The organism is Brachybacterium hainanense, assembly GCF_042434575.1.
GTDB lineage: Bacteria > Actinomycetota > Actinomycetes > Actinomycetales > Dermabacteraceae > Brachybacterium > Brachybacterium hainanense.
The window spans coordinates 88,379-108,469 of record NZ_JBHLSV010000009.1 but is presented as its reverse complement, the minus strand read 5'-3'; the positions used below and the strand labels follow the sequence as shown (position 1 = coordinate 108,469).

Annotated in this window: 19 protein-coding genes; 7 read left to right on the top strand and 12 right to left on the bottom strand. The window is 71.2% G+C overall.

Going from position 1 to position 20,091, the window contains the following annotated elements:
- Positions 1–20 precede the first annotated feature (20 nt).
- Positions 21–494 (top strand): GNAT family N-acetyltransferase, encoded by a 474-nt coding sequence (locus ACFFF6_RS09360; RefSeq protein ID WP_376980096.1) that lies wholly within the window; start codon positions 21–23, stop codon positions 492–494.
- Between the two features lie 102 nt (positions 495–596).
- Here ACFFF6_RS09360 and ACFFF6_RS09355 read toward each other — a convergent pair whose 3' ends face one another.
- Positions 597–938, bottom strand: a complete 342-nt coding sequence (locus ACFFF6_RS09355) for an HIT domain-containing protein (protein WP_376980095.1) — start codon at positions 936–938, stop codon at positions 597–599.
- Positions 935–1,060 carry a hypothetical protein gene (locus ACFFF6_RS09350; RefSeq protein WP_376980094.1) on the bottom strand — a complete coding sequence of 42 codons (126 nt, stop codon included), beginning with the start codon at positions 1,058–1,060 and terminating at the stop codon, positions 935–937. The genes ACFFF6_RS09355 and ACFFF6_RS09350 overlap by 4 nt, the downstream gene beginning before the upstream one ends.
- A 241-nt stretch (positions 1,061–1,301) precedes the next feature.
- On the opposite strand from ACFFF6_RS09350, the gene dnaK reads away from it, so the two are divergent.
- The 4 genes from dnaK (at position 1,302) to ACFFF6_RS09330 (ending at position 5,394) form a co-directional block, all read left to right on the top strand.
- Positions 1,302–3,152 (top strand): molecular chaperone DnaK, encoded by a 1,851-nt coding sequence (dnaK, locus tag ACFFF6_RS09345; RefSeq protein ID WP_376980093.1) that lies wholly within the window; start codon positions 1,302–1,304, stop codon positions 3,150–3,152.
- Entirely contained in the window at positions 3,152–3,790 is a 639-nt protein-coding gene (locus tag ACFFF6_RS09340; protein ID WP_376980092.1) for a nucleotide exchange factor GrpE, read from the top strand. Before dnaK ends, ACFFF6_RS09340 begins: the two co-directional genes overlap by 1 nt.
- Positions 3,791–3,906: 116 nt before the next feature.
- The gene (locus ACFFF6_RS09335; RefSeq protein WP_376980091.1) at positions 3,907–4,881 is read left to right on the top strand and encodes a DnaJ C-terminal domain-containing protein; all 975 of its coding nucleotides are present in this window, start codon (positions 3,907–3,909) and stop codon (positions 4,879–4,881) included.
- 81 nt (positions 4,882–4,962) lie between these two features.
- Positions 4,963–5,394, top strand: coding sequence for a heat shock protein transcriptional repressor HspR (locus ACFFF6_RS09330; protein ID WP_376980090.1), 432 nt, complete (start codon positions 4,963–4,965; stop codon positions 5,392–5,394).
- Positions 5,395–5,418: 24 nt separating this feature from the next.
- Here the strand turns inward: ACFFF6_RS09330 and ACFFF6_RS09325 are convergent, their stop codons facing one another.
- The 4 genes from ACFFF6_RS09325 to ACFFF6_RS09310 all read right to left on the bottom strand — a co-directional run bounded on the left by ACFFF6_RS09325 (position 5,419) and on the right by ACFFF6_RS09310 (position 9,176).
- A complete protein-coding gene (locus ACFFF6_RS09325; protein WP_376980089.1) occupies positions 5,419–6,477 on the bottom strand; it encodes a glycosyltransferase family 4 protein in 1,059 nt (352 codons plus the stop codon).
- Positions 6,471–7,148: a TVP38/TMEM64 family protein gene (locus ACFFF6_RS09320; protein WP_376980088.1), complete on the bottom strand. Its 678-nt coding sequence runs from the start codon at positions 7,146–7,148 to the stop codon at positions 6,471–6,473. The genes ACFFF6_RS09325 and ACFFF6_RS09320 overlap by 7 nt, the downstream gene beginning before the upstream one ends.
- On the bottom strand, positions 7,145–8,404 hold the full coding sequence (locus ACFFF6_RS09315; RefSeq protein WP_376980087.1) for a glycosyltransferase family 4 protein: 1,260 nt from the start codon (positions 8,402–8,404) through the stop codon (positions 7,145–7,147). The genes ACFFF6_RS09320 and ACFFF6_RS09315 overlap by 4 nt, the downstream gene beginning before the upstream one ends.
- 274 nt (positions 8,405–8,678) lie before the next feature.
- Positions 8,679–9,176, bottom strand: a complete 498-nt coding sequence (locus ACFFF6_RS09310; RefSeq protein ID WP_376980086.1) for a YbhB/YbcL family Raf kinase inhibitor-like protein — start codon at positions 9,174–9,176, stop codon at positions 8,679–8,681.
- A 60-nt stretch (positions 9,177–9,236) separates the two neighbouring features.
- Here ACFFF6_RS09310 and ACFFF6_RS09305 point away from each other — a divergent pair, with 60 nt between their 5' ends.
- Both ACFFF6_RS09305 and cuyB read left to right on the top strand, forming a co-directional pair.
- Entirely contained in the window at positions 9,237–10,505 is a 1,269-nt protein-coding gene (locus ACFFF6_RS09305; protein WP_376980085.1) for a carboxylate--amine ligase, read from the top strand.
- Positions 10,502–11,260, top strand: coding sequence for a cysteate racemase (gene cuyB / locus ACFFF6_RS09300; RefSeq protein WP_376980084.1), 759 nt, complete (start codon positions 10,502–10,504; stop codon positions 11,258–11,260). Before ACFFF6_RS09305 ends, cuyB begins: the two co-directional genes overlap by 4 nt.
- A 118-nt stretch (positions 11,261–11,378) precedes the next feature.
- Here cuyB and ACFFF6_RS09295 read toward each other — a convergent pair whose 3' ends face one another.
- The 6 genes from ACFFF6_RS09295 to ACFFF6_RS09270 form a co-directional block, all read right to left on the bottom strand.
- The gene (locus ACFFF6_RS09295) at positions 11,379–12,338 is read right to left on the bottom strand and encodes a putative endonuclease domain-containing protein (protein ID WP_376980083.1); all 960 of its coding nucleotides are present in this window, start codon (positions 12,336–12,338) and stop codon (positions 11,379–11,381) included.
- A 230-nt stretch (positions 12,339–12,568) separates the two neighbouring features.
- On the bottom strand, positions 12,569–13,843 hold the full coding sequence (locus ACFFF6_RS09290) for a carboxylate--amine ligase (protein ID WP_376980082.1): 1,275 nt from the start codon (positions 13,841–13,843) through the stop codon (positions 12,569–12,571).
- Positions 13,844–13,930: 87 nt separating this feature from the next.
- Entirely contained in the window at positions 13,931–15,586 is a 1,656-nt protein-coding gene (locus ACFFF6_RS09285) for a glycoside hydrolase family 13 protein (RefSeq protein ID WP_376980081.1), read from the bottom strand.
- 49 nt (positions 15,587–15,635) lie between these two features.
- Positions 15,636–17,564: a glycoside hydrolase family 13 protein gene (locus tag ACFFF6_RS09280; protein ID WP_376980080.1), complete on the bottom strand. Its 1,929-nt coding sequence runs from the start codon at positions 17,562–17,564 to the stop codon at positions 15,636–15,638.
- On the bottom strand, positions 17,561–18,460 hold the full coding sequence (locus ACFFF6_RS09275) for a sugar ABC transporter permease (RefSeq protein WP_376980079.1): 900 nt from the start codon (positions 18,458–18,460) through the stop codon (positions 17,561–17,563). Before ACFFF6_RS09275 ends, ACFFF6_RS09280 begins: the two co-directional genes overlap by 4 nt.
- Before the next feature lie 18 nt (positions 18,461–18,478).
- On the bottom strand, positions 18,479–20,065 hold the full coding sequence (locus ACFFF6_RS09270; RefSeq protein WP_376980078.1) for an ABC transporter permease subunit: 1,587 nt from the start codon (positions 20,063–20,065) through the stop codon (positions 18,479–18,481).
- Positions 20,066–20,091: the final 26 nt, after the last annotated feature.

Here is a 20,091-nt window from a genome sequence, read left to right as displayed (position 1 = left end):
GGCCTGCGATGATCGAGGGCATGGACACCCTCGATCTCGCAGGCCGCCCCCTCACGATCCGCCGCGCCGTCCGGGCCGATGTCCCGGAGGTCGTGGCGCTGCTGAGCGATGACGTGCTGGGGCGCGAGCGGGAGGACGCCGACCTCGGCCCGTATCTCGCGGCCTTCGACCGCATCGAGGCACAGGGCGGCAACGAGGTGATCGTCGTCCGGGACGCGGCCGGCACCCTGCTCGCGACGCTGCAGCTCATGCTCCTCCCGTCGCTGTCCCGGAGCGGCATCACCCGCCTCCAGATCGAGGCGGTCCGGGTCGCCGCGGATGCGCGGGGCGGAGGCCTCGGGACGGCGATGCTCTTCTGGGCGCACGCGTGGGGACGGGAGCGGGGCGCACGCCTGGTCCAGCTCACCACCGATGTCGCGCGCACCGACGCCCGGCGGTTCTACGAGAATCTCGGCTACGTGCCGAGCCATGTGGGGCTCAAGCGGGAGCTGTGACGGGCTCCCGCTCGGGCGCGCCCGGCATGCTCACGAGCGTCCGTCCGAGAGACCGATCGGTGATGCCGGGTGCCGGGTGAGGTGAGGAGGAAGCGCAGGGGATCAGCGCCGCGCCCCTGCATGCACGTGGACGTGCAGGTGCTTCGAGTCCTGGTATGCGCCCAGATTCGTGAGCACCGCCGCCGCGCCGTGCTCCTGCTCGACGTCGCGGGCGATGCGCTGCACCGCGGCGAGCAGAGCCCGCAGATCGGCCTCGTCCTCGGGCCCGGCCGTCGTCAGCGAGCCGATGTGGCGCTTCGGCACGACCACGATGTGGACCTCCCAGAACGGCCGGGTGTGGTGGAAGCCGAGCACGCGCTCGTCCTGGTGGACGACACGGAGCGCGCCCGGATCGGGGATCGCCACGTCGCAGTAGAAGTCGGTGCCGGAGTAGGGCCGGGTCATCGGGCCAGCCTCTCACGCAGGACGTGGACGAGGAGGTGGGCGTAGCCGGCCGCGTCGTCGATCGCTCGACGGGTGTGCGGGACGAAGGTGAAGTCGTCCCCATCGTCCTGTGTGCCGACCATTCCACGACCGTACCCGTCCGACCATCCGTGTGTCGTGGAGCACATCTGGGGCGGGTGGGAATGTCGGGGCCGCAGGAGTAGTTGAGTCAGGTGTGCTCAAGTTCGATGACAGTAGGTTTGACAGGGTCGACCCGCGGATCTGTACTTGAGTCCGTACAGCTCATGTCTGGTCGTCACCTCGGCGACCGGCACAGCCCGAACGAACCCGTTGCGGCGCAGCGCCGCAGAAAGGCAGGCACCCATGTCCCGTGTCGTCGGAATCGACCTCGGAACCACCAACTCCTGCGTCGCCGTCCTCGAGGGCGGACAGCCCACCGTGATCGCGAATGCGGAGGGCCTGCGCACCACCCCGTCGGTCGTCGCCTTCTCCAAGCAGGGCGAGGTCCTCGTCGGCGAGGTCGCCAAGCGCCAGGCCGTCACCAACGTCGATCGCACCATCTCCTCCGTCAAGCGCCACATGGGCACCGACTGGACGAAGCAGATCGACGACAAGACCTACACCCCGCAGGAGATCTCCGCCCGCATCCTCGGCAAGCTCAAGCGCGACGCCGAGTCCTACCTGGGCGAGACCGTGACGGACGCGGTCATCACCGTCCCCGCGTACTTCTCCGACTCGGAGCGCCAGGCCACGAAGGACGCCGGCCAGGTCGCGGGCCTCAACGTCCTGCGCATCATCAACGAGCCCACCGCGGCTGCGCTCGCCTACGGCCTCGAGAAGGGCAAGGACGACGAGCAGATCCTGGTCTTCGACCTTGGCGGCGGCACGTTCGACGTGTCCCTGCTCGAGGTGAGCAAGGACGAGGACGGCTCGACCATCCAGGTCCAGGCCACCGCGGGCGACAACCGCCTCGGCGGCGACGACTGGGACCAGAAGATCGTCGACTGGCTGATCTCGCAGGTCAAGACCAAGGATGGCGTGGACCTGGGCAAGGACCGCATCGCCCTGCAGCGCCTCAAGGAGGCCGCGGAGCAGGCGAAGAAGGAGCTGTCCTCCGCCTCCAGCACCAACATCTCCCTGCAGTACCTCTCCATGACGGAGAACGGCCCCCTGCACCTGGACGAGAAGCTCACCCGTGCGCAGTTCGAGGACATGACCAAGGACCTCCTCGAGCGCACCAAGGCCCCCTTCCACCAGGTCATCAAGGACGCCGGCGTGAAGGTCTCCGACATCGACCACGTGGTCCTCGTCGGCGGCTCCACCCGCATGCCCGCCGTCTCCGAGGTCGTCAAGGAGCTCACCGGCAAGGAGCCCAACAAGGGCGTCAACCCCGATGAGGTCGTCGCCGTGGGCGCCGCCCTGCAGGCTGCCGTCATCACCGGTGACCGCAAGGACGTCCTGCTCATGGACGTCACCCCGCTCTCCCTCGGCATCGAGACCAAGGGCGGCGTGATGACCAAGCTCATCGAGCGCAACGCGGCCATCCCGACGAAGACCTCCGAGGTCTTCTCGACGGCCGATGACAACCAGCCCTCGGTGGCCATCCAGGTGTTCCAGGGTGAGCGTCAGTTCACCCGCGACAACAAGCTCCTGGGCACCTTCGAGCTGACCGGCATCGCACCGGCCCCGCGCGGCATGCCGCAGATCGAGGTCACCTTCGACATCGACTCCAACGGCATCGTCCACGTGACCGCGAAGGACCGCGGCACCGGCAACGAGCAGTCCATCCAGATCACCGGCGGCTCCGCCCTCTCCGAGGAGGACATCGACCGGATGGTCAAGGACGCCGAGGCCCACGCCGCGGAGGACGCCGAGCGCCGCAAGAACGCCGACGCCCGCAACACCCTCGAGCAGCTCGTCTACCAGGGCGAGACCCTGCTCAAGGACAACGCGGACAAGATCCAAGACGGCGACCGCACCAAGGCCGAGGACGCCATCTCCTCCGCCAAGGAGGTGCTCGCCAAGGAGGACGCCTCCACCGAGGACCTCGAGTCCGCGCGCGACGCCCTCAACGAGGCGCTGCAGGCCGTGGGCACCGCCATCTACTCGCAGGCGCAGGCCGCCGGCGAGGGCGAGGGCCAGGGTGCCCCGGCCGATGAGGATGACGACGTCGTCGACGCCGAGATCGTGGACGAGGACGAGGAGAAGAAGTGATGTCCGAGAGCCCCAGCACCCCCGACCCGGCCGAGGGCCGTGAGGGCGAGCCGCGGTTCTCCTTCACCGACAAGCGCAAGGTGAATCCGGAGGACGGCAGCGTCCGTCCGACGGAGGAGCCCGTCGATCCGATCGACGCGGAGGCCGCCGAGCTGTTCGAGAAGGCGGCGGCCGAGGGCGAGCAGCCCTCGGCCGAGGCCGAGCGCGTCCGTGAGCTCGAGGCGCAGGTCGCCGAGCTCACGGAGACCCTCAAGCGCGACCAGGCGGAGTACGTCAACTCCCGCCGCCGCATCGAGGCCAGCGCCCAGGCGGGTCAGCAGGCGGCGATCGCCTCCGTGCTCACCTCGCTGATCGGTGTCCTGGACGACATCGACCTGGGACGACAGCACGGCGACATCGTGGAGGGAACGCCCTTCCACGCGATCAGCCAGAAGCTCGAGACCGCCCTCGGGAGCCACGGGCTGGAGCGCTTCGGCGCCGTCGGCGAGGAGTTCGATCCCACCCTCCACGAGGCCCTCATGCACGAGGACTCCGAGGACGTCGAGGTCAACACGATCACCCTGGTCATGCAGCCCGGCTACCGCATGCACGACCGCGTGCTGCGTCCGGCCCGGGTGGGCACCCGCGGCCCGCAGTGACCCTCCGCCGCGCTCGACGCGGCGCACCACGGCGGGGCCGCCGATGTCACCGCGCATCGGCGGCCCCGCCCGCCCCAGCACATTCCCCTGCGACACGCTCCTGAAAGGAGGCGCGCATGTCCGGACAGGACTGGCTCGACAAGGACTTCTATGCGGTCCTCGGCGTCTCGAAGGACGCGGATTCCGCAGCGATCAAGAAGGCGTACCGGAAGAAGGCCAAGGAGCTGCACCCGGACCGCCACCCCGACGACCCCACCGCCGAGGACCGCTTCAAGGCCGTCGGCGAGGCCTACTCGGTGCTCAACGATGCCGAGCAGCGCCAGCAGTACGACGCGATCCGCGCCATGGGCGCGGGCGGCGCCCGCTTCACCCCCGGGGCCGGGGGCGGCGGCGCCGAGGACATCTTCTCCGCCATGTTCGGCGGCGGGGGCGGCGGCGTCCGCTTCGGCCAGGCCGGCGGCAACCCGTCCATGGACGACATCTTCTCCATGTTCGGGGGCGGCGGGGCCGGCTTCTCGCCGGGAGGCCCGCAGCCCGGCCCTCTGCAGGGGGAGGATCTCAGCGCCCGTGTGAAGCTCACCTTCCGCCAGGCGGCGGAGGGGCTCGAGCTCCCCGTGAGCGTCGGTGGCCGCTCCATCACCGCCCGCATCCCGGCAGGGGTGCACGACGGCCAGAGGATCCGCCTGCGCGGCAAGGGCTCGCCCGGCCAGCGCGGCGGGAAGCCCGGCGATCTCCTGCTGACCCTCGAGGTGGCCGCGCACCCCGTCTGGAGCGCCGACGGTGCGGATCTGCACATCACCGTCCCGATCCGCTACGACGAGGCCGTGCTCGGCACCGTCATCGCCGTGCCCCTCCTGGACGGCGGGACCGTGAAGATGAAGGTCGCGCCCGGCACTCCCGGCGGCCGGGTGCTGCGGGCCAAGGGTCGCGGCCTGAAGACGGCGAAGCGGACCGGCGATCTGAAGGTCACGATCCAGATCGATGTCCCCGCGGAGGTCGACGGCGATGCGCTCGCCGCGGTCGAGGCCCTCTCCGCGGCGCTCGCGGATCAGGACCCTCGCAGCGACCTCGCGGCGGAGGCCGCCCGCTGATCACCACGACCCGGTCGCGCCAGCGGCCGGGTCGTCCGCGTCGAGCCCCGGCGACGGGAGGAAGGACAAGGAGGCACCGCCATGGCACCAGCACACCGGATCGATGAGAACGCCCCGGTGTTCGTCATCTCCGTCGCCGCGGAGCTGTCGGGCATGCATCCGCAGACCCTGCGGCAGTACGACCGGATGGGTCTGGTCTCCCCGCAGCGCACCGCAGGCCGCGGTCGGCGGTACAGCGCCCGCGACGTGGTGCGGCTGCGGGAGGTGCAGCGGCTCTCCCAGGACGAGGGCATCAACCTCGCCGGCATCAAGCGGATCCTCGAGCTGCAGGACGAGGTCGGCGACCTCCACGAACAGCTCGCCTCCCTCCGCGCCGCCGTCGCGAAGATGACCGGCGCCGACTCCCGCGTCTTCACCGCGGACTCGACCGGCGAGGTCAGCACCCTGCGCCGCGGCCAGCGGCCCCGCCGCTCGAGCAGCGGCGCCATGGTGCTGTGGCGCGGGAGACCCTGACTCCCGGGAAGAGCTCGACCCTCCTCAGCGCGGGGCGAGGGAGCGGTACAGCCCCCGCCACTGCCCGGCGACCGAGGCCCGGTCGTAGAACGCGGCGCCGCGGCGAGCGCCGTCCCGAGCACGCTCCTGCGCCGCGCCGGGGGAGAGGATCCCCGTGAGCGCCTCCACGAAGGGCTCGATCTGCCCCGCCTCCGCCTCGATGCGCTCGGCGTAGTCCCCGAGCACACCCTCGTAGTACACGAGCTCGCGCACCAGGACCGGGGTCCCCGCCGCCATCGCCTCGAGGATCGTCATCGGGAACAGCTCCTCGAAGGACGGCAGGAAGAAGCAGTCCGCGAGATTCATGAACAGGTTCATCCGCTCCCGCGGCACCATGCCCAGCAGGCGCACGTTGCCCGGGAGGTTCTCGGCGGCCTCCTGGATCCGCGCATGCCCGGCCGTGATCCGGCCGAAGGAGAACCCGCCGGCCCAGAGGAACTGCACATCGGGCAGGGCCCGGGCCACCTCGAGGAAATCGAAGAATCCCTTGCGGACCTGCAGCTGGCCCGCGCACAGCACCACCGGACGGTGCGCGTCGAGTCCCAGCTGCGCCCGCAGCTCCCGGACGGCGGTGAGCCCCGCCTCGTCCCGCAGCGGATGGAAGTCCTGCTCGGAGACGAAGTTCGGGACGAAGGAGATCCGGGACGGGTCGAAGCCGTAGTCGCCCGCGAGCTTGCGGATGAACCACGGGTTGACCGTCACCAGGTGGTCCATCGACCGGTAGAAGCGCATCATGTACGCGTCGAAGACGGCCCGGGCCGGCCGTGGAAGGCTGATCGAGTCGTGCACCGTCTCCGGGATGAAATGCACATGGCCCAGCGTCGTGCCGCGGCGGCGCATGCGCGGCACCCGGGCGAGGAACTCCGGGTTGATCGAATGCACGTGGTTGATGTCCCCGGGGCGCCGGGCGCGATCGACGATGTCGAACTCGTCGGAGAGCTCGGCCGTGATCAGCGCGACCTGTTCGAGGTATGCGGAGCCGACCCCCTGGCCCTGCACGGAATCGGCCTTGGAGAAGGCATGGATGCTGGTGCGCGTCACCACGGCAGCAGCTCCGTGACCACGGCGGAGACGCCCAGGCCGTAGGCCAGCAGCGTCCACGGCTTCCCGGCCAGGATGATCATCAGGTAGGTGCGCCAGCGCATCTTCGTGGTCCCGGCGAGGTAGCACAGCAGGTCATCAGGCGCCACCGGCAGCACGATCGCCACGGCGAAGGCGCGCGCGAATCCGGGGCGGCGGGTCCAGCCGAGGTACTTCTCGACCGCGGCCGGGGAGAAGCGCCGCTCGATCATCCCGAGCCCCATCTGCCGGGCGATCGCGAAGTTGACGATCGACCCGGCGCAGATCGCGAGATAGCTGTAGAGCGTGCCCTCCACCGGGCCGAACAGGATCGGTGCCGCGGGGACCAGGAGGCCGCCCGGGATGAGAGGGAACACGGTGGTGGCGAAGGACAGGGCGAGGAACACGACCGGCCCCCATGCGCCGAGGGAGCCGATGAAGGTCTGCAGGCCCTCGAGGGAGCGGAGCACCCCCGACTGCATCCCCCAGGCCACGAGCGCCGCGCACAGCGCCATGCCCAGAACGGGCGCGAGACGGGTCGCCCGGTGCAGCGGATCGCGGCGCGGGCGCGACAGGGGACGGGGCCGGGCGGTCGCCGGGCGGACGGGCCGCGGCAGCGTCGGGACCGTCTGCAGCATGTCCTGGGCCTGGCTCATGCGCTCATCGCCAGCGAACGGTCCATCGCTCCGACCGCGGTGAGGGCGGCGCTCATGTAGCGGGCATCGGCGCGCCGGGCGATGACCCCGCGGTACACGTCCTCCACGGAGCGGGCGAAGGCATCGGCGCCGCAGGTGCGCCGGGCATGCTCGAGGGCGCCCGCGGACATGGTCGCGCGCAGGGCGCTCGAGGACAGCAGGCGGTCCAGGCCCGCCGCGAAGCCCGCCGCATCCTCGAAGCAGAAGCCCGTCACCCCTTCGACGACGACCGCGTCCAGAGACGGGTCCCGGCGGCACAGCAGCGGCACGCCGCAGGCGAGCGCCTCGATGAAGGTCAGCCCCTGGGTCTCGGACTGGGAGGCGCTGACGAACACGTCGCCGATCCGGTACCAGCGCGAGACCTCCGCGGGATCGACGACGCCGACGAAACGGACCTGCGCGCCGATGCCCAGCCGGGCCACCTTCGCCTCGAGCTCCGCCCGGTAGGGGCCATCGCCCACGATCACCAGGACCGCGCCCGGTCGATCCGCCGCGGCGAGGTGATCGATCACCTCGTCGACGTTCTTCTCCTTCGCCAGGCGGCACACCGACAGCAGCACCGTGTCCCCGGGGCCGATGCGGAGCCTGCGGCGCAGCTCCGCGGCATCGGCCCGTTCGGCCTCGGTCCGGGCCGGACGCAGACGCTCCAGGTCCAGTCCCGTCGGGATGACGTGCACCGGGCGCTCCACGTGGTAGCCCTCGAGCAGCCGGGCGACCTTCGCCGTCGGGGCGATCACCGCGTCGGTGCTGTGCAGCAGCTTGCGGGAGAAGGCGGCGACGGCCTTGCGGCCCATCGTGCGGCTCGGCGAGTAGTAGTGCGTGTAGTCCTCGTAGATCGTGTGGTACGTGTGCACCAGGGGGACGTCCAGATCACGCGCGATCCGCCGGGCCCAGACATGCGTCGAGAACTCGCAGTGGGAGTGGACCACGTCCGGAGCCCAGTCGAGGATCTCCCGCAGCATCCGCCGGTGGCTGAGCATGCCGATGCGGGCCTGGTCGTACACCAGCGCGGCGGACACCGAGCCCAGCTCGTACACCCCGTCGCGGCGGCGCGAGCGCAGCCCCGGGGCGAGCGTCAGGACCCGGACCTCGCACCCCAGCATCTCGAGGTGGCGGCGCAGCGTCGACACGGAGGCGACGACGCCGTTCACGGCGGGCTCCCACCAGTCGGTGGTGAGCAGCACCTTGAGCGCGGGGGAGATGTCTCGAGCGGCCATGCCCTCAGCATCCCCGACCGGCGTCGCGCGGGGATCCGACCGACGGAGGGAGCGTGTCAGCCCGAGGGATGATCCTGCGCCCTCCCGGAGGCTGACGGCGACGGGAGCGGCGACCCGATCGACGGCTCCGCCGATGCGGTGGCCTGGGGTGCTTGCGTGCATACTCCGAGGCTAATCCGCACCTGCGACGCTCGACAGGGGAAGGACCGGGGACGTTGATGAGTGTTTCCCCCTGGTGCCCCGGCCCGACACCTGGTATGAGGCTGCGGAGGGGTCAGCTCGCCTTGTAGGTGACGGTGAAGGAGGCGGCGTCCAGCTGCTGGGAGAAGATCGCGAAACGCGCCTGGACGTGCGGGGCCGAGGGATCCACGCCGAGCTCCGCGACGGGGAGGGCGTGCAGCGTGAAGATGTAGCGGTGCGGCGCCCCGGGCGGAGGCTGCGGACCGTCGTAGCCGATGCGGCCGAAGTCGTTCGCCGCCTGCTTCACGACGGCATCCTCGCGAGGAAGGCCCAGCGGCAGGGATCGCGCATCGGCCGGGATGTCCCACGCGATCCAGTGCCAGAATCCCGAACCGGTCGGGGCATCGGGGTCGTAGCACGTGAGGGCGAAGGAGGCCGTGTCCTCCGGGACCAGCTCCCAGGCCAGGTCCGGGGAGAGGTTCTCGCCGCCCAGCTCCGGCACGAGCTGCTGGGGGCCCACGACGCTGCCGGAGGGCAGCGCCTGCGAGGAGAGGCGGAAGCGGGTGTCGGGGCTCACGGTGTCGGGGCTCATGGAGGCAAGGGTAGGGAGGTCCGCATCGCATGTCGAGGATCGCCGCCTAGACTGCTGACCATGTCGAAAGCCGCACCCGCGCCTGCCTCCACGCCCGTCCAGCCTGTGATCGTGGGCGGCGACATCGGCGCCTACTCCCTGGCGCGCGCCTTCCACGAGGCCTACGGGGTGCGCTCGATCGTCATCAGCCGCCTGCGCGGCTGGCACGTGGATCGCTCGGCGATCATCGAGAACGTGACCTGCGCCGACCCCTTCGACGCCGCCCAGCTGGCACCCGTGATCGAGGAGATCGCGCGCGGCAGGACCACAGCGCCCGTGATCCTGCTGGGCTCGGCCGATGCGACGGTCAAGGCGATCATCGCCCTCCGCGACCAGCTGGGGCGCCTGCCCGAGGGCTGGAGGGCCCCCTACGTCGGCATGGACGCCTTCCGCGCCGGCACCGAGAAGCAGAACTTCACGGCCCTGTGCGAGAAGGTCGGCGTCGACCATCCGGCCACACGCGTCGTCGACCTCGCCCACGAGGTGGACCCCGATCTCGAGGTGCCCTTCACCTACCCCGTGATCGCGAAACCCGCCGAGGTCTCCGAATGGAAGAAGGCGCAGTTCGAGGGGAAGCAGAAGGTGCACACGGTCGCCTCCCGCCCCGAGCTCATCGCCCTCCTGCAGCGGATCCGCGCCGCGGGGTACCGCGAGTCCGTGATCGTGCAGGACCGGATCCCGGGAGATGACCAGTCCATGCGGATCCTCACCTGCTACTGCGACGCCGACTCGCGCATCCGCTTCGCCTCCTACGGACGCACCCTCCTGGAGGAGCACAGCCCCGGAGCGATCGGGAACCCCGCGGCGATCATCACCGCCGTCGACGAGGCCGTCGTCGCGCAGGCGCAGAAGCTCGTCACCGAGCTGGGCTGGACCGGGTACGCGAACTTCGACCTCAAGCACGACGCGCGCGACGGGCGCACGAAGTTCTTCGAGCTGAACCCGCGCCTGGGCCGCTCCAACTACTACGTGACCGCCGGCGGGCACAACCCCGTGACCTGGTACGTGCGCGAGCACCTCGGCGACGGGCTCGAAGAGGCGGGGGAGATCCTCCAGGAGCAGGAGGAAGCGCTGTACACCGTCGTCCCCCTCGCCCTCGTGCGCCGCTACACGACCCTCCCGGACGCGAAGGACCAGCTGCGACGCGTCATCGCCGCGAAGCGGGTCCGCAACCCGCTGCTGTACCGGGGCGTCGAGAAGGACCCCCGCCGCTGGGCGATGATCGCGGCGGCGATGGCGAACTACGTCCGCAAGTTCCGCCGCTACTATCACCCGGAGGACTTCCGGTGACCGGCGGCGCGATCGACCCCGCGCACTGGTCCTCGCAGGTGGTCGGCGTCCTCGGCGGGCTGGGCCCCGCGGCCACCGGGGTCTTCCTCGACCTGCTGGTGCGCGCGACCTCCGCCGCGAGCGACCAGGACCACCTCGATCTCCTCGTCTCCCAGCACTCCACCACCCCGGATCGCACCGCCCGCATCCTCGATCCCTCCGCGCCGGATCCGGGGATCGTCATCGCCCGCGATGCGCGGATGCTCGAGCGCGCCGGGGCGACGCTCCTGGTCATGCCGTGCAACACGGCGCACCATTTCGTGCAGCAGGCGGAGGCGGCGACGTCCGTGCCCTTCCTCAGCATCGTCGACCTCACGGCCGCCGCGGCCGCCCGCCGCGTCGAGGACGCCGACGGGGGATCCGTCGCGGTGTTCGCGACGGAGGGGAACATCCGCGCCGAGGTCTACCAGCATGCCCTCGACCAGGTGGGCGCGGAGGCATGGATCCCGACGCGCGCCGTCCAGGACCGCATCAACACGCTCATCTACGACCAGGTCAAGGCCGGGCGCCCCGCGGACCTCGCGCTCTTCGGGGAGTGCGTCGCCGCGGCCGTCGAGGCCGGCGCCGGCACCGTGGTGCTGGGCTGCACGGAGCTGTCGGTCATCTACGACCAGCAGGGCCTGCGCGGGGACCGTCGACTCACCGACTCCCTCACAGAGCTCGCCCGCGCCACCGTCCTCGCCGCCGGCAAGCCCCTCACGCCCGCCTTCGCCTAGGGGCCCGGAGACGGCCCACGAGCGCGGATCTCGATCGATGCGCGGATTTCGGGTCGCCTGAAGACCGTTTATGCGGCACGAACCCGCACAGAGAACGTCCACTCGCACGTCGTAGTTCTCATCCCGGCCAGCCGTGGTCGCGGAGCGCTCTCGAGACCCTGTCGATCGCGATCTCGGCGCCGCGGTGCATATGGTCGATCATGACGCGGACCTCGATCCAGCCGATGCGGCGCAGGCGCTCGGCACGGTCGATGTCGCGGCGCATCTGCGCGGCGGTCCGGTGACCTGCACCCTCGTACTCGCAGGCTACGCGCCAGGTCGGCCACTGCAGGTCAGGCTCATGGAGTGACTCCCCTCGTGGGCCGAGCAGCGGGAGATTGAGCTGCGCCTCCGGAAGGCCGGCGTCCTCGAGCGCCAGACGCAGCTCCGTCTCCATCGGGGAATCAGCCCCCACGCGCACCCGATCGAGCACGCGGCGCATCTGGACGATCCCCGGGCGGCCGGCGTTCCGCTCCACGACCATCCTGAGCTCCTGGAGACTCGCCCACGGACCGGTGCGCCCTCCCTCGAGCCCGGGGCGCGGCCGACGTACGAAATGATCGCCGATGGCCGTGAGCTGGAGATCCGTGAGGCGGCCGGCGAGGTCCACCCAGGTCTGCGTGCGAGTCGTGATCGGCACGTCTCCGAGGAACCGCACCGCCGCAGAGGGAAGGGACGCGGTGCGCACGCGCAGTCCGGACGTCGTCGGGCGCAGACCGGAGCGCGGAACGGTCACCTCGAGCCGTCGAGCGGCGGCGTCCTCGTCCGATCCCGCCTCGAGCTCGGCCGGGAGCGGGAAGTCCCAGATCCGGGCGGCGCTCGCCCCGGAGACCACGAGCTCGGGACGACCCCAGGTGACCGCGGACGCCATCTCGAGCTCGGTGACCCGGCAGCCGGCGGCGACATAGAGGCCGGATCCGAGACGTCGCAGATCCTTCCGTCGAAGACGCGACGGGGGGACGCCCAGCTCTCGCGCCTCGGCACGCGTGAAGACGCGAGAGGAGAGCGGAGCAGGGAGGGGCCGGGGGATGCGTGCCATGAGCTGAATGTGTCACGACCCCGGAAACGAGGACGTCGGTCATCCCCAATGCACAGGCCATCCGCACGTCACGCTGGTCCTCCCCACCGAGCGCCTCTCATGACCTGCACGCTCGGTGAGCCGGGCGGCGTGAGATCCGTGCGCGGATTCGGGTCGCCTGAAGACCGTTCATGCGGCACGAACCCGCACACCGATCGGAGGACGGAACCGGGGCCCCGACGGGCGCCGGCTCAGAAGCCGGTGGCGGTGGGGCGGGGGTAGTGGCGCAGGAACTTGCGCACATGGCCCAGGGCGACCCGCCAGGCGTAGCGCCTCGCCCAGGAGCCGTCGGCCGGGTAGGCCCACGGGTTCGCGGCGCCGCGGCGGGCGACGGTGCGCACCCAGCGGCGCTGCGCCGGATCGGTGACGTAGCGCAGCAGCAGCGGCAGCGGGACCAGGGAGTAGAGGATCTCGTCGTAGCTCGTCAGCGGCTCGATCTCGCGATGCTCGATACGATCGGCGACGACGACGCGGGACACGTTCGCCCCGGCGGCCGTGTTGTAGTGCAGGTTCCGGCCGATGCGCGGGTTCACCTCGAAGAACTTCAGGACCCCGTCGCGCGGGTCCTCCTTCACGTCGAAGTTGGCGAAGCCGCGCCAGCTCGTCGCCGCGAGGAGGCGCCGGGCCTGCTCGAGGGCCTCGGGGAGCGGGGTCGTGATCATCGCGGCCGGGCGGCCCAGCGCATCCGGGGTGTGCTCCTCGAGCAGCACCCGGGCGGAGGTCAGCAGCGTCACCCGTCCGGCCTGGTCGACATATGCGGTGATCGAGCACATGGCCGTGTCATCGCCCGGGATCAGCTCCTGGACCACGAGGCGACCGCGGTAGCCGGCGCGCGCGATCGTGCGCAGGAGGGCGTCGAGCTCCTCGGCGGAGTGGACGAACCATACCTTCTTCTTCTCCGGGAAGCGGACCGCCGCCATGTCCGCGGTCTTGGCGGCCTTCATGACCAGGGGGAAGGGGATGTCGAAGGTCGGCGGGGTCCACGCGGCGGCCGCCTCGGCATCGGCCAGCCCCCGCATATCGACGATCTCGGTGCGGGGCGCGGAGACGCCTTCGGACTCGCACAGCTGCGCGAACTCCGCTTTGTCGGAGACCCGGTCGAGGGTCTCCGCGTCGAGGATCGGGATCTCGTAGAGGTCCTCGAGCTGTCCGCGATGGTCGCTCAGCAGCTGCACGACGGAGTCGGCGTTGCACAGCAGCAGCTGCGGACGCTCCCCGCCGCGGGACCGGGCGAGCTCCACGAGGGCCTCGATCATGTCGGCGTCCTCGGCCCCGGCGCCCAGCTCGATCAGCTCGCAGGCGACCGAGCGGCGCATCGGCTCCAGGCCGACCTTCGTGACGACCGTCGCGACGGTGCCGTACTGCTCGTGGAAGGCACGGGCGAAGGCGTAGACGCCGAGGCCCGACCCGACCAGGACGAGGTCGAAGTCGGCGGCCGATGCGGGGGAGGAAGCGGTCTCAGGCATGCTCCGGATCCTATCGACCCCGGCGGGACGAGCGTCCCGGACACCGCCGAACGGGCCGGAGTCCGGGACGCAGGACACGTGCGGCGCTCAGGGTCGGCGCACCCAGACGGTGCCGTCGGCGGGGATCATGCCCTCCTTCGCCGGGGCCGCGGCTGAGGCGATGAGCAGCTCCGCCCCGGGGCCGGCGACGGCCTCCAGCGGAACAGGGCGCTGCGTGGTGTTCACGGCCGCGCGGATGCCGCCGTGATCGATCGCGAGGACGCCGTCCGGCATCCCCTCCACGACGGCGATGCCCTCGGCCGGCAGGCCCAGGCGCAGCTCGCGCCGCAGGCGCAGGGCGGAGCGGTACATCTCCAGGGTCGAGCCGTCGACGTCCGCCTGCACGTCCGCGGCGAGGGACGCGAACTCCGCGGGCTGGGGGAGCCAGGACGCGCCGGTGGGCGAGAAGCCGTACGCCGGGGCGTCGGCCTCCCACGGGAGGGGCACGCGGCAGCCGTCGCGGCCGGGCACGCCGGCCCGATGATGTGCGGGGTCCTCGCGCAGCGCATCGGGGATGTCGCGGACCTCCGGGAGCCCCAGCTCCTCGCCCTGGTACAGGTAGGCCGATCCCGGCAGGGCCAGCATGAGCAGGCTCGCGGCACGGGCACGGCGCAGCCCCAGCTCCGCATCGGGCACCTCGTCGCGGGCGAGGCCCTCGCCGAAGCGGTGGTCCGGGGTGAAGCCGTAGCGGCTCGCATGGCGGATCACGTCATGGTTGGACAGGACCCAGGTGGTGGGGGCGCCCACCGCGTCGGCGAGCGCCAGCGGCTTCTCGATCGCGGCCCGCATCGTCTCCACGCCCCAGCGAGCCTGCAGGAAGCCGAAGTTGAAGGACTGGTGCGCCTTCTCGTCTCCGATGTACAGCGGCAGGCGCTTCTCGGGGATCCAGGCCTCGAGCACCATCATCCGGTCGCCGTCGTAGGAGTCGAGGATCGGACGCCATGCGCGGTAGATCTCGAGCACGCCGTCGTTGTCGAAGTAGATCGGGGCCTCTCCCTCGGGGATGTCGACCAGTCCCTCCGCGGTGACGGTGGCGTCGGGCAGGCCGTCGGGCTTGACCATGCCGTGGGCGACGTCCACGCGGAATCCGTCCACGCCGCGGTCCAGCCAGAAGCGGAGCACGTCGGCGAACAGCGCGTGGACCGCCGGGTTCTCCCAGTTCCAGTCGGGCTGGGTGGTGTCGAAGATGTGGAGGTACCACTGGCCGGGGGTGCCGTCGGCCTCGGTGACGCGCGTCCAGGCGGGGCCGTGGAAGATCGAGGTCCAGTTGTTCGGCGGCAGCTCGCCGCGAGTGCCGCGGCCGTCGCGGAAGATGTACATGTCCCGCTCGGGGGATCCGGGGGCTGCGGCGAGGGCCTCCTGGAACAGGGGATGCTCGCTCGAGGAGTGGTTGGGGACGATGTCCGCGATGATCCTCAGCCCCAGCTCGTGGGCGCAGGCGATGAGCTCGTCGGCGTCGGCGAGGGTGCCGAAGCGGGGGTCGACATCGGTGTAGTCGGCGACATCGTAGCCGGCGTCGTGCTGCGGGGAGGTGTAGAAGGGCGAGAGCCAGATCGCGTCGACGCCGAGGCCCGCGAGGTAGGGCAGGCGGGAGGTGATGCCGGGGAGGTCGCCCATGCCGTCGCCGTTCGCATCGGCGAAGGAGCGGGGGTAGACCTGGTAGACGACGGCATCGCGCCACCACGGGCTGTGCTGCGGGGACATGCGGGGATGGTTTCCTTCCGAGGGGAGGGCGGCCCGGACGGGCCGATGGTCAGGGGCGGCGGGTGCGGAGGAGGACGGCTCCGGGGCCGTCGGCACGGAGCACCAGGACGGTGCCGCGGGAGGAGGCCTCGAGCGGGCCTTCGGCGTGGAGGTCCTCGAACCCGGAGATGCCGGGGAGGACGTCGAGGTCGAGCTCGAGCGGGCCGTCCAGAGCCGCTCGGGCGAGGACGACGACCACGTCGCCGTCGGGGTGGGTGCGGGCGAGCACGAGGACGTCGTCGGCCGCGTGCAGCAGCGCGAGCCCGCCCTGGCGCAGCGCGACCTCCTGTCGCCGCAGCCCCAGCAGCGCCCGGGTCGCGCGCAGGACCTCCGTGTCGATCCGCTCCGGGTCCTCGGCGGCGATCGCCTCCCAGGGCATCGGGGTGCGGGAGTGCTCGCCGGTCGTGCCCCGGGCGCCCAGCTCGTCGCCCGCGAAGAGCGTGGGCACGCCGGGGAGGGCGGCGAGCGCCGCGACCGCGACGATCTGCCGTTCCCGGGTGCCGACGACGCTGCGGGTGCGCGGGGTGTCGTGGCTCGCGAGCTGGTTCTGCGAGTGCTGACGGGCCGACCAGCTCAGCTGCGCCCCGTAGTCCACGATGGTGCGCGCGATCGCCTGCCCGGGAAGGCGGGGGATCGTGGTGGGCAGGCCCAGCCAGTTCAGATCCGAGGCCGGGTCGGTGAGCCATGCCCACAGCGGGCGGGTGAACCCGGTGTAGTTCATGGTGCCGTGCCAGCCGTCGCCGGCGAGGTCGGCGCTCGCGTCGTGGCCGTGCTCGGCCAGCAGCCAGTGCGAGGGCTCGCCGTCCTGATCGAGCGCCCGCAGGGTGGCGCGGATGCTGCGCGCGACGTCATGGGCGACATCGACGTCGTCGTGGCGACCGGTCATGTTGGCGACGTCGATGCGCCAGCCGTCCGCGCGCAGCGGCTCGCGCAGGTAGCGGGCGACCACGCTGCCGGGGCCCTCGACCAGGCGGCGCCGCAGCTCGGGCGAGCGCAGGTCGAGCTTCGGCAGGCTGGGCACGGCGTCCAGCCAGGAGCGATAGCTGCTCGGGTGGTCGGTGAACAGGTAGAAGCCGGCCTCGGGAGAGGCGGGATCCGCCTGGGCGGCGCGGAACCACTCGTGCGTGTCGCCGGTGTGGTTGGTGGTCAGGTCCAGCAGCAGGCGCATGCCCCGCGCGTGCAGCGCGGCGGAGAGCCGGACGAGGGCCTCGTCGCCGCCCAGCAGCGGGTCGACGCGGTCGAAGGTCGAGGCGTCGTAGCGGTGCACGGAGCCCGCGGGGAAGACGGGGGTGAGGTAGAGCGTGTCCGCGCCGAGGGAGGCCACATGGTCGAGGTGCTCGATCACCCCGTCGAGGTCCCCGCCGAAGAGCTGGCGCGCGGTGAGCTCGCCCTGCACGGCGGGCTCCTCGTCCCAGCGCATCGGCACCGCCCAGCCGGGGAGGTCGGCGGGGGCGGGGCGGCCCTCGGAGTCCGCGGGGGAGGAGGCCGAGCGGGCGAAGCGATCGGGGAAGACCTGGTAGACGATCGCATCGGCGACCCAGTCGGGGGCGCTCTCGTGGACGACGAGACGGAAGTCCGTCGCATCGGACACGTCCCAGGGGACGAGCCCGGCGGCCGTGAGCCAGGCATAGGCGGGGACGTCCTCCGATCCCGGACCCAGCAGGCAGAAGCGATAGCGGACCACGGGGTTCTCCGCGCGCAGCTCGGTCTCCCACCAGGCGCCCGTGGGGTCCTCGTCGACGCACCGCAGACGGGAGGTGCGGATCTCTCCGTCGATCACGGCGCGCAGGGCGACCACGTCGACGGGGTAGCTCGCGGGGACGCGGACGCGCAGGAGGGCGCTCTCGCCCAGGCGCCGCGGGGGCCGGGGCGAGAACAGGGGGCCGGAGTCGTGGAGGGGGCGTCGATGCAGCGGCGGCAGCGGCAGCGGCGCGGTCATCCCTTCACCGCCCCGGCGGTCGAGCCGCCCACGATGAAGCGCTGCAGGAACTGGTACAGCACGATCACCGGGACCATGATCATCACGGAGCCGGCCGCGAACAGGCCCAGGTTGTTGGAGCGGTCGCCGGCGAGCATGCCGTACAGGCCCACTGCGAGGGTCTTGTTCTCATCGCTCGTGAGGAAGATCGAGCCGAGCAGGAAGTCGCTCATGACGCCGACCAGGCTCAGCAGCAGCGTGGTCGCGAGGATCGGGACCAGGGCCGGCAGCAGGATGAGGGAGAAGACCTGCCAGTGGTCCGCGCCGTCGATGGTCGCGGCCTCGTCGAGCTCCCGGGGCACCGTGTCGAAGAAGCCCTTGATCAGCCAGACCTGGCCGAGCGACCCGCCCAGCAGCACGATGATGTACCCGGGCAGGGAGTCCAGGCCCAGGATCGGGACCGCGGCGCCGAGGTCGGAGATCATCGAGTAGATCGCGATCATCGACAGGATCGCCGGGAACATCATCACCAGCAGCAGGGCGAGCATGCCCCCGCGGCGGCCGCGGAAGCGCATGCGGCTGAAGGCGTAGGAGGCGAGCACCGACAGGAACACCTGCACCGAGGCGACGACGACGCAGACGATGACGGTGTTGAGGTACCACCGCGCGAAGGCGCCGCGAGCCCCGGACAGCAGGGTCTCGTAATGGGTGAGGCTCACGTCCCGGGGGAGGATCCCCGAGGAGGAGACCGTCCCCAGGGGGTTCAGCGAGGCGGAGACGACGAAGAGGATCGGGAAGACGGCGAAGGCGATCGCGGCGATGCCGACGAGGTGGCGCCAGCCGACCTCCGCCATCCAGCGGGACCGGGGCATGCGGCGCGGCGCGGGAGCCGCGACCGGGGCGGGGTGCTGTGTCATGGCGTGTCCTTCCGGGGCTCAGTTGACGTCTTCGAGGACGCGTGCGAAGCGGAACTGGATCGCGGCGAGGGCGCCGGTGAGGACGAACAGGGCCACCGAGACCGCGGCGGCGAAGCCGAAGTCCGCTCCCGACCCGCCGAAGGCGATCCGGTACACCATCGAGATGAGGATGTCGGTCGCGCCGCGCGTGTACTCGTTGGCGGGGAAGGGCCCGCCGCCGGTGAGCAGCTCGATCGCGTTGAAGTTGTTGAAGTTGAAGGCGAAGGAGGCCACGAGCAGCGGGGCGACCGCGACCAGCAGCAGCGGGGCGAGCACGCGCCAGGTGATCTGGAAGCGGCTCGCGCCGTCGATGCGCGCCGCCTCGAGCATGTCCCGGGGGATCGCCTGGAGCGCGCCGGTGCAGACGATGAACATGTACGGGAAGCCCATCCACAGGTTCGTCAGCAGCACGGCGGCCTTGGCGAGGTAGGGGTCGCCGAACCAGTTCAGGTGCAGCCCGAGCGTCTGGTTGATGAGGCCGAAGTCGCGGTTGTAGAAGTTCGACCAGACCAGCAGGGCGATGAAGCCGGGCACCGCGTAGGGCATGAGCAGGATCGAGCGGTACAGGCGGCGTCCGCGCAGGCGCTCGTCGTCGAGGACGAGGGCGAGGACGAAGCCGACCACGAAGGTGAGCCCGACGCTCCCGGCGGCGAAGACGAGGGTCCATACGAAGGCGTCGACGAACTGGCCGGCGAGCTTGCCGTCGGTGAACAGGCGTGCGTAGTTGGCCCAGCCCACGTTCTGCACCCAGGACTGCGACATGCGCTCGCCGCTCTCGGAGACGAAGTACTCGCTGTCCCCGACCTTCTGCACCGTGTAGACCTCGCCGGTCTGCGTATGGGTGATCGTGTCGGCGGCCTCGTCGTACTGCAGCACCTTGGTGCCCTCGAAGGCCTGGTTCACGCCGAGGAGGCGGACCGCGGTGTCCTGGTCGACCTCGACCGCGATCTCCTGCAGCTCGGCGTAGTGCTCGTTGATCTCCTGAGGGGTCAGCAGCCTCGCCCCGTCCACGGCGGTGACGCGGCCATCGGTGACGGTCGCCTCTCCGGCGGGCACGGGCTCGAGGGGCTCGGTCGCGCTGCCCCGGCTGACGGACCCGTCCGCGGGGTTCACGAGATAGAAGACGTAGGCGCCCTCGTCGGCGCCGTCCTCAGCCGCCACGGCGAGCGCGTAGCGGGGGGCGTCCGCGCTCTGCTGCACCGAGTTCCCGGTGATCGCGGCGATCGCCTGCTCCTTGGTCCCGCGGCTGCCGTCGCCGTAGTTGGTGAAGGAGTAGCCGATGGTCACGACGATCGGGACGATCAGGAAGACGGCGAGGAAGAAGGTCCCGGGGAAGATGTACTTCGCGGGCACGAACCGTTTCGTGCCGTAGAGGACGAAGATGCCGATCGCGGCGGCGAGGACGACGGACAGCCAGAGCCACGACTGCTGGCCGATCATCACCGGGACGATCCAGATCGTCACCGCGAGCACGGCTCCCAGCAGGAGGATGCGCGCGGCCTGGCAGAGGAGGCCTCTGCTGCGCTCACGGGGTGCGCGGCGCCCGGGGGCGTGCGTCGGGGTCATCGGTCGAGGCCTTTCTCGAGGTCTGC